Source organism: Stappia sp., from assembly GCF_040110915.1.
Taxonomy (GTDB): domain Bacteria; phylum Pseudomonadota; class Alphaproteobacteria; order Rhizobiales; family Stappiaceae; genus Stappia.
In genome coordinates this window covers 1,809,486-1,823,196 of sequence record NZ_CP157793.1, presented here as the reverse complement: position 1 = coordinate 1,823,196, position 13,711 = coordinate 1,809,486, and the positions used below count along the sequence as shown (strand labels likewise).

Sequence of the window (13,711 nt, the reverse complement as noted above, 5' to 3'; positions counted from 1 at the left end):
CCCCGGCCATGCCCCGCGCGACCCCATTTCCAAAGCCCGGTCAATCGAGGACGAAATGCATCGCTATCGCAGCCACACGTGCGGAGAACTGCGCGAAACCCATGTCGGCGACGTCGCGCGGCTGTCGGGCTGGGTGCATCGGGTCCGGGATCACGGCGGCCTGCTGTTCATCGACCTGCGCGACCATTACGGCATCACGCAATGCGTGGTCGACCCGGACTCGCAGGCCTTCGCGCTCGCCGAGAGCGTGCGGGCGGAGTGGTGCATCCGCATCGACGGCGAGGTCAAGCGCCGCTCGGACGAGACCACCAACGAGAACCTGCCGACGGGCCACGTCGAGGTGTTCATCCGCGAGCTTGAGATTCTCGGCTCCGCCAAGGAGCTGCCGCTGCCGGTCTTCGCCGAGCCGGAGTATCCGGAAGACATCCGGCTGACCTACCGCTTCCTCGACCTGCGCCGCGAGACGCTGCACGCCAACATCGTCACGCGGTCGAAGATCATCGCCTCGATCCGCCGGCGCATGGAGCAGACCGGCTTCACCGAATTCCAGACGCCGATCCTGACCGCCTCCTCGCCGGAGGGCGCGCGCGACTTCCTGGTGCCCTCGCGCATCCATCCGGGCAAGTTCTACGCGCTGCCGCAGGCGCCGCAGCAGTTCAAGCAGCTGCTGATGGTCTCGGGCTTCGACCGCTACTTCCAGATCGCGCCGTGCTTCCGCGACGAGGATCCGCGCGCCGACCGGCTGCCGGGCGAATTCTACCAGCTCGACATGGAGATGAGCTTCGTCGAGCAGGAGGACGTGTTCCAGGCCATGGAGCCGGTCATTCGCGGCGTGTTCGAGGAGTTCGCCGGCGGCAAGCCGGTGACCGAGATCTTCCCGCGCATTCCCTATGACGAGGCGATCCTCAAGTACGGCACCGACAAGCCGGACCTGCGCAACCCCATCGTCATGGAAGACGTGTCGGAACATTTCCGCGGCTCGGGCTTCAAGGTCTTCGCGCGCCTTCTGGAAGACGCCAAGAACGCGGTCTGGGCGATCCCGGCCAGGACCGGCGGCAGCCGGGCCTTCTGCGACCGGATGAACTCCTGGGCGCAGGGCGAGGGGCAGCCGGGGCTCGGCTACATCTTCTGGCGCGAGGAAAACGGCCAGGTCGAGGGCGCGGGACCGATCGCCAAGAACATCGGCGCGGAGCGCACCGAGGCGATCCGCCTGCAACTCGGCCTCAAGCCGGGCGACGCCTGTTTCTTCGCCGCCGGCGATCCGAAGAAATTCGCCGACTTCGCCGGCAAGGCGCGCGACAAGGCCGGCGCCGATCTCGATCTCATCGATCGCGACCGCTTCGCGCTGGCCTGGATCGTGGACTTTCCCTTCTACGAATGGGACGAGGAAGAGCAGCGCGTCGACTTCGGCCACAACCCCTTCACCATGCCGCGCGGCGGTCTGGGGGCGCTGGAGACGGAAGACCCGCTCAACATCAAGGCGTGGCAGTACGATCTCGTCTGCAACGGCTATGAAATCGCCTCGGGCGGCATCCGCAACCATCTGCCGGAAGTGATGGTCAAGGCCTTCGGGATCGTCGGGCTCGACGCCAAGGTGGTCGAGGAGCGCTTTGGCGGGCTCTATCGCGCCTTCCATTACGGCGCGCCGCCGCACGGCGGCATGGCGGCCGGTATCGACCGTATCGTGATGCTGCTCGTCGGGGCGATCAACCTGCGCGAGGTGACGCTGTTCCCGATGAACCAGCAGGCCAACGACCTGTTGATGGGCGCGCCCAGCGAGGCGACGGCGAAGCAGTTGCGCGAGCTTCATCTGCGCCTCAACCTGCCGGACAACGGATAGGGCGGGCCACGGCGCCGCCACTTTAGAACCGGGCCAGCGGACCGGATGCCATGGACGTGCTGAAGCGGCTCGATGCCCTCCTGTTCTCCGACACCGACGGCGCGCTCTTCGTGCTCCGCCGTCTGGTGATGGAGAATGCGCGCGCCTATGCGCCGCGCTATGCGATCGCCTTCGTCATGATGGGCATCGTCGCCGCCTGCACGGCGGCGAGCGCCTGGATCATGCGCGATGTGATCAATCAGGTGTTTCTGGAGCGCAACCTTCAGATGGTGTGGCTGATCGCCGGCTTCGTGCTGGCGATCTTCACGCTCAAGGGCGCGGCCACCTATGGGCAATTCGTCATTCTCGGGCAGATCGGCAACGCCATCGTCGCGCGCACGCAATCGCGCCTGTTCGAGGCGATCACCCGGCAGAACGTCGCCTTCTTCGAGACCAACGGGCTCGGCGATCTGGCGACGCGGCTGCAGCACAATGCGATTGCCGCGCGCGCGGCGCTCGAACTGATCGTCACCGCGCTCGGGCGCGATCTGCTGACGGTGATCGCGCTGGTCGGCGTGATGATCGCGCAGGACCCCCTGATGAGCCTGATTGCGCTGGTGATCATGCCGCCGGCGATCATCCTGATCGCGGGGCTGGTGCGCCGCGTGCGGCGGGTCGCCAAGTCGCAGTTCGTGTCGATGACACGCATCCTGTCGATTGCCCAGCAGGCCGTCTCGGGCATCCGGATCGTCAAGGCCTTCTCCGTCGAAGACCGCCTGCGCGGCGAGATGGATGTGGCCGTCGCGGATGTCGAGCTTCAGGCCAACAAGATCACCCGGCTCACCGCGCGCACCTCGCCGATCATGGAAACGCTCGGCGGCATCGCGATCGCCTGCGTGATCCTCTACGGCGGCTTCGCGGTGATCGAACGCGGCAACGATCCGGGCGCCTTCTTCGCCTTCATTACCGCGCTGCTGCTCGCCTACGATCCGGCGCGCCGGCTGGCGCGGCTCAACGTGAACCTTTCGGCCCATGTGGTCGGCGTGCGGCTGATGTACGAGATCCTCGACCGCGAAAGCGGGGAGCCGGAGACGCCAGGCGCCACGCCGCTGCCCATCCGCGAGGGGCGCGTGCGCTTCGAGGACGTGCATTTCCGCTATGGCGAGGTGCCGGCGCTGGACGGGCTCGACTTCGAGGCGCGTCCCGGCGAGGTGACGGCGCTCGTCGGCCCCTCGGGGGCCGGAAAATCCACCGTGTTCGGATTGCTGGAGCGCTTCTACGACCCCAACGAGGGGCGGGTGACCATCGACGGCACGGATATTCGCGGCGCGGATCTCACCGATCTGCGGGGACGCATCGCGCTGGTGTCGCAGGACACCTTCCTGTTCGATCTCAGCGTGCGCGACAACATCGCCATCGGGCGTCCGGGCGCCAGCGAGGACGACATTCGCCGGGCCGCGCGCGAGGCCAATGCCGAGGAGTTCATCCTCGCGCTCGACGACGGTTACGACACGCGGGTGGGCGAGGGCGGCAGCCGCCTGTCCGGCGGTCAGCGTCAGCGCGTCGCCATCGCCCGGGCGCTTCTGCGCGACGCGCCGATCCTGCTGCTCGACGAAGCGACGTCGGCGCTCGATTCGGAATCGGAAGCCAAGATCCAGGCCGCGCTTGCCCGGCTCATGCGGGGGCGCACGACACTGGTGATCGCCCATCGCCTCGCCACCGTGCGCGAGGCGCAGCAGATCGTGGTGATGGACAAGGGGCGCGTTCTGGAGCGCGGCACCCATGCCGAGCTCTATGCCCATGGCGGGCTCTACAAGCGCCTGTGCGACCTGCAATTCGCCGAGACGGCAACGGCAGACTAGCCGCGCGCCCGAAGCTTTCACCCACCTGAACGTTCTCCCGGCCTGCGCGACGGGACGCGCCGCCCGTTGCGGGCGGCGCGTGTGCGTCAGGGATTGGCGGCGATCGCCACGTTCAGCAATTCGGGAAGCATCGTCGGCGTGGTCGCGAAGAGCCCGAGGATCTGGGTCGCGGGCACGGGCGCCTGCGGCTCGACCGTGATCACCAGGTGATCGGGCGAGACCAGGAAGGCCTTGAGCGCGGCGTGCAGGCTGCGGCCGAAGGGCGTGTCGCGCATCGGACCGAGGTCGCTCATGGCCTGATCGGCCAGCCCGAGCGCCAGCGTTTCGGGCGACAGGCCGGCGGCCTCCGCCTGTTCGGCGATAAAGGCCTCGATCAGGCGCGCGTCGCGGATTTCCAGCCGGCCCTTGTTCACCGTGGCGGTCGCGAGCGCGGCCTGGGCCTGCATCGGCCGCTCGAAGACGAAGCGCGGGACGCCGCCGATTTCGAGCTCCAGATCCATGCTTCCGCCGCCCTCGATTTCCACCGTCATCGGTGCGAGCGACAGCGTCTGGTCGGTTTCGTCCCAGCGCAGGCGCATCTCGTCGGCGTAGCGCAGGGCAGACAGGCCGAGCCGGGTGAACAGGGCTTCCGCATCCGCGTCGTCGAGGGCCGACACCGGGAACTGCGCATCCTGGGTCCGGCTTTCGATCTCCGTGGGGATCGGACCGATGTGATCGCGCATGCTCAGCAGATAGCGGCCGATGGCGACGGGCGCGGGAAGGGCATCGGAGGTGACGTCGAGCGCGTCCAGCTCGAGCGTCCCGAGCTTCGGCAGGCCTGCGAGGACCGCGTCCATGGGCGGCTCGCCGATGTCGCTCTCGGCGATAAGGCCGACATACTCGGCCAGTGGGGGGATCACCAGATCGCCGAGGCGGAAGCGGTCGAGGGAGACCGACGTGTTGTCCTCGGCTGTGGAGAGCGACAGCCCCGTGAGCGAAAAGTCGGACACGCCGCGGTAGGACGCCTCGCGCAGCCGCAGCGCGTCGAGCGTCCCCGTCACCTCGGGCGCGGAGACCGCAAGGGCGGTCGCGTCGAACCTGTCGATGGAGATCGCCTCCAGCGTGGTGAGCAGGTCGCGCAGAAGGGCCAGCGTCTCGGCCTCGTCGGGATCGAAGGTGCCGAGCGTAATGCGGTCGAGCAGCGGCGCGAGATCGAAGGGCACGGCGTCCCCCGCGACCCGGGCGCCGGCGGAGACGATGCGTTTCACGCCGCCGGATATCTCTCCGGCCGTGACCTCGAGATCGGCCAGATCGCTCGCCTCGAGAATCGTTTCGCCAACGTCCGTATCTGCCGGCAGAAGGCCGAACAGACGCATCAGCGGCCTCACGTCGAGCCCGGTCAGCTCCTGCGGGCCGATCTCCTGGCGCAGGCTGAAGGCGCCGTCCGCCTGGTCGGGAATGCGGGTCTGCGAAACGGTGCGCTCGACGCGATAGGATTCGGCGCGGCCCTGCGCCACGCCGGTTACCGTGACGCCTTCGTAGCGCTCTGTCGTCTCGCCCTCGTCCGGCAGGCGCGTCACCGTATCGATGGCGCGGATCGTCGTGCTGTCGGCGCGGGTGTCGAGGCTGGCGACGAGGGCCGGAAGGAACCGCGAGATCGGGCGCTCCGGGTCCGACGCAATCTCCAAGACCGGCTGGTAGTAGTTCTCTGAGACGAGATCGTACTGCCGGATCGTGACTTCGAACGGCTCCGTGTCGCCGTCCTCCGTCACCGTGCCGCTGACGCGGATCTCGTGTGCCCCCGGTTGCTCGAAGCGGGTGAAGGCCACGCCGCGATCGTCGGCCGCCGCACCGAAGAGCCGGGTTTCCGGCGCATCGAGGGTGAGGTCGAGGTCGAACGTCGTTTCGCCCAGCGAAAAGGAGAAGGCCCATTCCAGCTGCGCATCGCGCAGGATGGCGTCCGCCGGGCCGGTCTCCTCCAGGGTTCCGTAGTCGGCGACGGTCGCGCCGGTGGCGCGGGCCCAGTCGAAGAAGGCGTCGACGGCATCGGCCGCCGGGTTGGCCTGCGCCGCGACGGGCGCAAGAAGGGTTGCGGCGAGCAAGGCTGCGCCGAGACGGGTACGGGAAGCGGGCAAGGGCATGACAAGACGATCCATGGTGCCAGAGCGGAAACGAAAGGGGAGGGCCGTGGCCCTCCCGCAAGACAAACTCAGTTCTCGTTGGCCAGGATCGTGACCCCGAGGATATCGGGCAAGGCCTGCGGCGCCATCATGGCGGTGCCGAGGATCTGGGCGAAGGCCACGGGTGCGGCGGGCTTCGCGGTCGCCGAGAGCGATTGCGGATCGCGCAGGAAGGTGCCGGCGGCATCCGCGACCCGGGTCTGGAACTCCGCGTTGTCGAGGATCGACAGCATCATCGGCAGGGCCCCGGCGAGCTGCTCCACGAAGGCCTCGCGCGTCGTCCCCGCTTCCTCCGCCTGCCTGTCGAGCACCCGCTCGATCAGCGAGGCGTTGTCGATGCGCAGGGTGATTTCCTCCAGCAGGAGGCCCTGCATCAGGCCCATGGCCTGTTCCGGATTGTCCTGCGCCGCGTCGAGCTGTTCGACGACCTCGCGCGTCAGGCCCGCGAGCCGCAGCGAGGCGGTCAGCGTTCCGGCGTTCTCGCCGGAGATCGTCAATGTGTCGACGACCAGGGCACCGGTGTCGGGCTCCCAGTCGGCGCGGGCTTCCAGCGTCAGCGTCAGGCTGTCGTAGCCGAGCTCCGCCAGCGCCTCGCGTTCGTCCTCGTCGAGGGCGTCCGCCTCGATCTGGATGCCTTCCACCAGGATCGAGCCGGCGGTCGGCAGATCGCCGTCCATGCGGTCGATCATGGCGACGGCGCGGGCGATGGGAATGGTCCCCTCGTCCTCGGTCTCGATGACGAGCCCCGTCAGCTCCGCGCGCGAATAGGACGGCGCCAGCCCGTCGCCGTCGGGCGAGGTGCGCACCGTGTCCGGCGCCGGCAGGACGGGGTCGCTGATGGCGATGGCCTCGACCGTGACACGCACGTCGTCGTCGCCGTCGGCAGCCTCGATCACGACGGTGCGCATTTCCAGAAAGGCGGCGGTCAGCCCGCCGTCCGTCGCAAGCGCGCCATTCTCGATCTCGGTCGTCGCGACGCTCAGCCGGGAGGTGTCGTCATCGTCCTGGATGGTCGCGGTGAGGCCGGTGATGATCACCACGCCGTCGCTTTCGGACACCGCGTCGTAGCCGGTGACGGAGGCGTTGCCGGCGTCGACGGTTTCCAGGAACCGGTCGGCGATCGCGTTGCCGGTGGCGTCGAAGGCCGCGGCCGGCAGGGGCAGCAGCAGCGGTCCGGCAAGCGCGAGAATCACGGCCGGACGATGGGGCGAATGCTTCATAGAGAAATCTCCGGAGTTCGGGGTGCGAAGGCGCCGCTCCCTGCCGGCGGCAGCGGTACGATGTCGCAAGATCGGGGCGAGAACAAGCCTCGGTCCCCGAACGTCCAGAGCGGAATGTCAGGCGACCGGCAGCCTCTGCTTCTCGGGCCAGCGCGTCATCGCCGTCTGCACGTCTTCCAGCCGGGGCAGGCTCGCCTCGTTGCCGAGATGCTGGATCGCATGGGCGGAGGCCGCGCGGGCAAAGCGGAAATGCTCCGCCCAGCCGCGGTCCGGCGCCTCGAGATAGGAATAGAGATAGGCGCCGTGGAACACGTCGCCGGCGCCATTGGTGTCGACCACCAGCTCCGACGGCACGTCGAGCGCCGGCATATGGGCGATGGCGCCCGTGCCCTCGTACCAGAACAGGCCCTCGTCGCCGAGCGTCACGCCGCCGACGCGACAGCCGCAGCCGCGCAGATACTCCAGCGTTTCGGGGACGCCGAGGCCGAGCTGCTCGCAGAAGCGGGCCGAGACGACGGCGACATCGATGAAGGGCAGCAGCTCGCGCGTGTTGTCGCGCACCGCCCCGCCGTCGAGCGAGGTGAGGATGCCGGCGGCGCGGCAGGCGCGGGCGTAATGCAGCGCGGCGTCGGGCATATGCCCGTCGAGATGCAGCGCCCGGCAGCCGGCGAGGTTCAGATCCTGAAACGGATGCAGGAAGGCATTGTCGCGGCAGCGGACGATGGCCCGCTTGCCGTCGTTGGGCATGATGAAGGAGAGCGAGGATTCCCGCACCTTGCGCCCGTGGACGGAGATCCCGTATTTCGCGGCCATGTCGAGGAACATGCGCGCCAGCCAGTCGTCCGCTTGCGAGCACATGATGTCGGGCCGGATCCCGAGACTTGCGCAGGTGAAGCCCGCGGTGACGGCATTGCCGCCGAAGCTGACGGCGTAGTCGCGCGCGATCGCCTTTTCATCGCCGGTGGGCAGCGCGTCGGTCAGGAAGGTCACGTCGATATAGGCCTGGCCGATGAACAGTGCCTGCATGTGGTGCTCGCTCTCCGGGTGCGGACGGGGGGGCGGGACCCCTGATTGGTACCGCCTCCCGACTTTTTGTCAAAGCGTCCGGGCCTCTTCAGGGGTCATTTACGAAGGGTGGGCATGATGGGCGCGCCCTTCAATGCCGGAATCCGCCGTGTCGCATCGCTATACCCTCTTTTTCAGGACGCTTCTGATCGCGCTCGGGCTCGCGATCGCGCCGCTGGTTGCGGCGAATTACATCCTGAACAGCTATGCGGTGACCCAGGCGCGCACCGAGATGACGGCCGTGGCGGAGCGCTACGTGCTGCGCGCGGAAAAGGCCATCGGCGATGCGGTGCAGGCGCTTCAGAAACTGCACCAGGGCGGCTTCGTCACCTGCGCCGGCATGGACCGGGCGGCCTATCGCGAGGCGGTGATCGCCGCGCCCTTCGTGCAGATGATCGGCGTCGTCAACGCCGCCGGCGTGCAGATGTGCACGGTGCCCGAGCAGGCGAACTCCGGCGAGCCGGTGCTGCCGGTGCTCCGCGCGGATGCCCCGCTGGTCGGCATCGGCATGCGCGAGCGCTCCTTCGAGGGCAGCCATGTGGCGCTGATCAGCTGGCGAATCGGCAACGGCAACCGCCTGCTCGCGGAAATCGCGCCGGTGGCGATCGCCATCGATCCCGGGCCCGAATACCTGCGCGCCCACCGGCGGGTGGAACTGACGCTCGGCGAGGGCGTCGTGTGGCTGCGCTCCGGCGAAACCGGCGCGGGCGCCGGGCCCCACCCCGACCACGATCTCGTCGTGGAGGTCGCTTCCGAGAAATACCCGATGACCGCCGTCGTCACCGCACCGGCCTCGGCCGGCGCCAATCTGGTGCGCGATCTCAAGGTCGTCGCCGCCATCGCCTGCGTCGGCTTCGCGATCCTCTTCGTCGGCGTCGGCGTGTGGGTGTCCTGGCGGCCCGACAGCGAGGCGGAGGACGATTTCGTCCAGGCGATCCGCAAGGGCGAATTCGTGCCCTATTATCAGCCCGTCATGGACATCGAGACCGGGCGGCTGCGCGGCTGCGAGGTGCTGATGCGCTGGGTCCGTCCGGACGGGTCCGTGGTGTCGCCCGGCGCCTTCATGACCTTCGCCGAGACCTCGGGCCACATCTTCGAGATGACGCGCCAGGTGATGCGCAAGACCTGCGACGAGGTCGGCGATCTTTATTACAAGAACCCGGATTTCAAGCTGTCCATCAACCTCTTCGCCGGTCATTTCGAGGACCGGCAGGTGGTGGAGGACATCAAGCAGATCTACGGCGGCTCGAAGATCGCCTTCCAGCAGGTGGTGATGGAAGTGACCGAGCGCCAGCCGCTGTCGGACATGGACACGGCCCGCAAGATCATCGCCGAGATGCAGGCCATGGGCGTGCGCGTCGCCCTCGACGACGTGGGCACCGGCCATGGCGGCTTCGCCTACCTGCAGAAGCTCGGCATCGACATCATCAAGATCGACAAGATGTTCGTCGACAGCCTGGGGACCGACGACAACTCCACCACCATCGTCGACACCATGGTGGAACTGGCGGACAACCTCGGCATGGGCATCATCGCGGAGGGCGTGGAGACCATGGAGCAGATCGAGCGCCTGCGCGAACTCGGCGTCTCGGCCGCGCAAGGCTACATCTTCGCCCCGCCGCTGCCGGCCAATCTGTTCATCGACCTGGCCAATGCGCTGTCGGCGAGCGGCGACGATGCGGGCGAGGAGGGCGAGGGGGCCGGGACGCAGGTCGCCTGACGCGGCCTGAGAGCCGTCCGCCGCATCCGGCGCACCCGCCGTCGCTGCCGCCGATCCGCCCCGGGCGTTCCCCGACTGCGCGGTCTCCCGCGCTTCCACCGCGGGCCGCCGTCCGATATGGTGCGCGGGCTTCGAGGCTTCCAGCGCGCGCGGCCTCGACACCCGTGTCCGTCACCCCGCAACCCGCCGGCCCGCGATGACCGTTTCGACCAAGCCCTTCTCCCTGTTCCGCCGCGCGCGTGCGGCGGCGATCCTTTTCACCGGTCTCGCGCTGGCGCTCGCCGGTTGCCAGACCGCGCCGCCGCAGGGCTCGGCGCGTGCGGCGGAGACCGTCGCCCCGCCCCCGCAGGCCGCGCTGGTCCAGACCGCGCCGCGCGTGGAGATGCCGGGCCAGGTCTCCGAGCTCGGGCTTGCCGCGACGGACCGCGCCACGGCGCGCGCCCATGCGGCCATCGTGGTGGACGCGGCCTCGGGCGCGGTGCTGCACGAAGAAGACGCCGACGCGCTGCGCTATCCCGCCTCGCTCACCAAGATGATGACGCTGTATCTTCTGTTCGATGCCGTCTCGACCGGGCGCGTCACGCTCGACACGCCGCTTGATGTCTCGGCCGAAGCGGCCGCCCGCCCGCCGGCCAGGATCGGCGTCAAGGCGGGGCAGCCGATCACCGTGCGCCAGGCGATCTCGGCGCTTGCGGTCAAGTCGGCCAATGACGTGGCGGTCGTCGTCGCGGAAAATCTCTCAGGATCGGAACGTGCCTTCGCCCAACAGATGACGGCCAAGGCGCGCAGCCTGGGCATGCGGCGCACCCGCTTCGTCAACGCCTCCGGCCTTCCCGATCCGCGCCAGGTGACGACGGCGCGCGACATGGCGATCCTCGCGCGGGCCCTCAAGAGCCGCCACGCGGGGTTCGCGCGGGCCTTCACCGCGCGCAGCTTCACCTACAACGGGCGCACCTTCGAGACGACGAACAACCTGCTGGGGCAGGTTGCCGGGGTGGACGGGATCAAGACCGGCTACATTCGCCTCGCGGGCTACAATCTCGCGGCCTCCGCCCGGCGCGGCGGCAAGCGCGTGATCGCCGTGGTCTTCGGCGGCGAGAGCGAGCGTGCCCGCGACCGCGAGGTGACCGCGCTGCTGGAGCGGTATCTGTGACGCGGCGGAGGGCGGCATGAACGCGCGCACGCCGGACGGCGATCCGCGTTTCTGGGACGGGATCGCCGAGAGATACGCCGCCCGCCCGATCCAGGATGTGGCGTCCTACGAGCACACGCTGGAACGTACCCGCGCGCATATCGCCGGACGGGAGCGGGCGCTGGAGCTGGGGTGCGGCACCGGCGCGACCGCGCTGCGGCTTGCCGATTGCGTCGGCGCCTATACCGCGAGCGACGCGTCGCCCGCCATGCTCGAGATCGCCCGCGGCAGGGCGCGCGCCGAGGGCCGCGACGATCTGCGCTTCGTGCAATCCGCGCTTGCGGAGTTCGCGCCCGCCGACGGGCTCTACGACGCGGTGCTGGCGTTTTCCTTCTTTCATCTTCTGGACGACCTGGAGGCGGCCGTCGCCCGGGCGGCCGCGCTGCTGGCGCCGGGCGGGGTAATGGTGTCCAAGACGATCTGTCTCGCAGAGATGAACCCGGTCTTTCGCGTGATCGTTCCGGCGATGCGGCTTATCGGCAAGGCGCCGCGCGTGCGCTTCGTGACGGGCCGGCAGGTCGAGGCGGCGATGCGGGCGGCGGGTCTGGAGATCCTGGAGACGGGGACGTTCCCCAAGAGCCCGCCGGCGCATTTCATCGCGGCGCGCAAGCCGGCTTGAGGGATTCGCGAGTCTTTTCGCGCGCTTGGCCGGAAAACTTCATCAGGTGATTCACTTTTTCGGCGGCGACTTCAGGTGTCGATTCAAGCGCGGCGCGCCCCGCGCGCGGCGCGCCTGCGCTGTCGCCGGTTCGCGAGTCGTTTCAGGCGGTTGGCGGCAGGTCTTCGGAAGATGATTCGGCCGATTGCGCGTTAGCGTTCAAGCATCGATTCAACCCTTGGCGGTCAAATCGCCTTGGGAGCGCGCCGAATCCACGGTTTACATCGCGGGTCAGACTTGTCAGCCTGAGTGTCGAGCCACCGAGCACCCGGCGCGCAGGCGCGGCCTCGGCAAATTCACCTCTCCCTTCAAGAATAAGGAACGTGCCCATGACCCAGGCAAAGCCGGGCGACACGCTGCATCTTCATTACACCGGCAAGCTGGACGACGGCACCGTCTTCGACAGTTCGGAAGGGCGGGATCCGCTGTCCTTCGAACTCGGATCGGGGCAGATCATTCCCGGTCTCGACGCCGGCGTTACCGGCATGGAAGTCGGCGAGAAGCGCAGCGTGCGCATCGAGGCGGCGGATGCCTATGGCGAGCATGTGCCCGACCGCGTCCATGCCGTCGATCGCGCGACCGTGCCGGAAAACGTGCCGACCGACCCCGGCACCCAGCTCCAGGTGCAGACACAGGACGGCCAGACCATGACCGTGGTCGTCGCCGGCGTCACCGAGGACAAGGTGCTGCTCGACGCCAACCATCCGCTCGCCGGCAAGGCGCTGACCTTCGACGTGGAACTCGTCAAGATCGCCTGACGGGCGATGCAAGACAGGGGAGGCCCGCGCGTCGGGGCTTCGAGCGCGGCCCTCCGTTTGCGCGTTCCTCCTCCATGGCCGCGTGTGCCGTGAAGCGGGGCCTGCACCGCGACGGTGGGGGCTCTCCGCCCCCGGCGCGCGCTGATGCCTCGCCGGGGTGACGCGCGCGGGACGCGTTGGACACGCCGCCGGCGTCATCCCGGCTGCAGCGCAGCGAAAAGCCGGGATCGGGGAGGCAGGGACGGGGCGGGCACGCTCCGTCCGTCAGTTTCCGACGCGCAGCACGCCGGTATCGGGATCGTAGGTCCATGCGGAGAGGATCACGTTGCCGAGCGTCAGCAGCGCCGTGTCCCGGTCGAGCGGGGCGGGCAGGGCGGCGAGGCGCGCCACGGTCTCGTCGGTCAGCCGAAAACCGATGGGGTCGGCTTCGTCCGGGTCCTCGATCACGCCTGCGATGGTGACCGGCAGCCGCGCCATCGTGTCGTAGAACAGAAGTCCCGTGAGCGCGGGCGCCGAATCCACCTCCATCACATGCCGCAGCACGGCGATGTCCTCCTCGGATAGCCCCTCCACCGCCAGCGCGGTCCCCGAGTGGGCGGCGACGACCGTCGCCCACTCGACGACGATGGTCTCGAGCACCGCAAGGCTGATGCTCTGCCCCGTCAGTGCGGCGGTATGGGCCTCCAGCACGCGCGAGGCCGCCGGCTTGAGATGCACGACCGGCGCATCGGGGTGGGCGCCCCGGCCCGGCGGCGGATCGACCCGCGCGATGTCCTCCACACCGAAGGCCAGCCGATCCCGCGTCAAATGCAGCGTGAAATCCGCCCGCGCCACCGCCGGCGCCGCGACGAGGAGCGCTGTGAGGAGGAGGGGGAGAAGAGGGCGAAGGGCGCGGGGCATCAGGTGGCTTGTGTGTCTCTTCTGTGGATCGGGTCTGATCTCACTGAAAGACACTCCTGCAAATTCTGCAACCATAAGTCTCAATTCGGGTGCAATCGCGTGTCCTGACCCGGGTCACGCCGGGCAAGGCACAGCCGGGAGCCTGCACCCAATCGCTACCAGAGCGGCGGTGTGGGTCGCAGTGCTCGGATCCTTTCTCAGGCGCGCAGGGGGGCAATGGGCCCCGGATCTCCGCTGTCGCTCCGTCCGGGGAGGCGGTCGTGTATGTGGCGAGGCCGTGGCGGCCACGCCGGCGACGGTGGCTCCCCGACCCCGGCTCGCGCTGTCGCTTGGCCGGGGTGACGCGTGTGGGACGCGT

Annotated in this window: 10 protein-coding genes; 6 read left to right on the top strand and 4 right to left on the bottom strand. The window is 68.7% G+C overall.

Annotated elements, in window-relative coordinates; all coding sequences use genetic code 11:
- Positions 1-55: 55 nt before the first annotated feature.
- Together aspS and ABL312_RS07975 are read left to right on the top strand one after the other, a co-directional pair.
- Positions 56-1,840: an aspartate--tRNA ligase gene (gene aspS, locus ABL312_RS07980; protein ID WP_349360855.1), complete on the top strand. Its 1,785-nt coding sequence runs from the start codon at positions 56-58 to the stop codon at positions 1,838-1,840.
- A 50-nt stretch (positions 1,841-1,890) separates the two neighbouring features.
- Positions 1,891-3,681: an ABC transporter ATP-binding protein gene (locus ABL312_RS07975; RefSeq protein WP_349360854.1), complete on the top strand. Its 1,791-nt coding sequence runs from the start codon at positions 1,891-1,893 to the stop codon at positions 3,679-3,681.
- A gap of 86 nt (positions 3,682-3,767) precedes the next feature.
- Here ABL312_RS07975 and ABL312_RS07970 read toward each other — a convergent pair whose 3' ends face one another.
- From ABL312_RS07970 to ABL312_RS07960, 3 genes are all read right to left on the bottom strand, one after another.
- A complete protein-coding gene (locus tag ABL312_RS07970) occupies positions 3,768-5,801 on the bottom strand; it encodes a hypothetical protein (protein ID WP_349360853.1) in 2,034 nt (677 codons plus the stop codon).
- Between the two features lie 68 nt (positions 5,802-5,869).
- Positions 5,870-7,060 carry a hypothetical protein gene (locus ABL312_RS07965; RefSeq protein WP_349360852.1) on the bottom strand — a complete coding sequence of 397 codons (1,191 nt, stop codon included), beginning with the start codon at positions 7,058-7,060 and terminating at the stop codon, positions 5,870-5,872.
- Between the two features lie 117 nt (positions 7,061-7,177).
- Entirely contained in the window at positions 7,178-8,086 is a 909-nt protein-coding gene (locus tag ABL312_RS07960) for a sugar kinase (protein ID WP_349360851.1), read from the bottom strand.
- A 148-nt stretch (positions 8,087-8,234) separates the two neighbouring features.
- On the opposite strand from ABL312_RS07960, the gene ABL312_RS07955 reads away from it, so the two are divergent.
- The 4 genes from ABL312_RS07955 (at position 8,235) to ABL312_RS07940 (ending at position 12,453) form a co-directional block, all read left to right on the top strand.
- On the top strand, positions 8,235-9,845 hold the full coding sequence (locus ABL312_RS07955) for an EAL domain-containing protein (protein WP_349360850.1): 1,611 nt from the start codon (positions 8,235-8,237) through the stop codon (positions 9,843-9,845).
- A 196-nt stretch (positions 9,846-10,041) separates the two neighbouring features.
- Entirely contained in the window at positions 10,042-10,998 is a 957-nt protein-coding gene (locus tag ABL312_RS07950) for a D-alanyl-D-alanine carboxypeptidase family protein (RefSeq protein ID WP_349360848.1), read from the top strand.
- A 16-nt stretch (positions 10,999-11,014) separates the two neighbouring features.
- Complete coding sequence (locus ABL312_RS07945; protein WP_349360847.1) at positions 11,015-11,656, top strand: methyltransferase domain-containing protein; 642 nt, start codon at positions 11,015-11,017, stop codon at positions 11,654-11,656.
- A gap of 368 nt (positions 11,657-12,024) precedes the next feature.
- On the top strand, positions 12,025-12,453 hold the full coding sequence (locus tag ABL312_RS07940; RefSeq protein ID WP_349360846.1) for a peptidylprolyl isomerase: 429 nt from the start codon (positions 12,025-12,027) through the stop codon (positions 12,451-12,453).
- Positions 12,454-12,717: 264 nt separating this feature from the next.
- On the opposite strand, the gene ABL312_RS07935 is transcribed toward ABL312_RS07940, so the two are convergent.
- Positions 12,718-13,353, bottom strand: coding sequence for a hypothetical protein (locus ABL312_RS07935; RefSeq protein ID WP_349360845.1), 636 nt, complete (start codon positions 13,351-13,353; stop codon positions 12,718-12,720).
- Positions 13,354-13,711 lie beyond the last annotated feature (358 nt).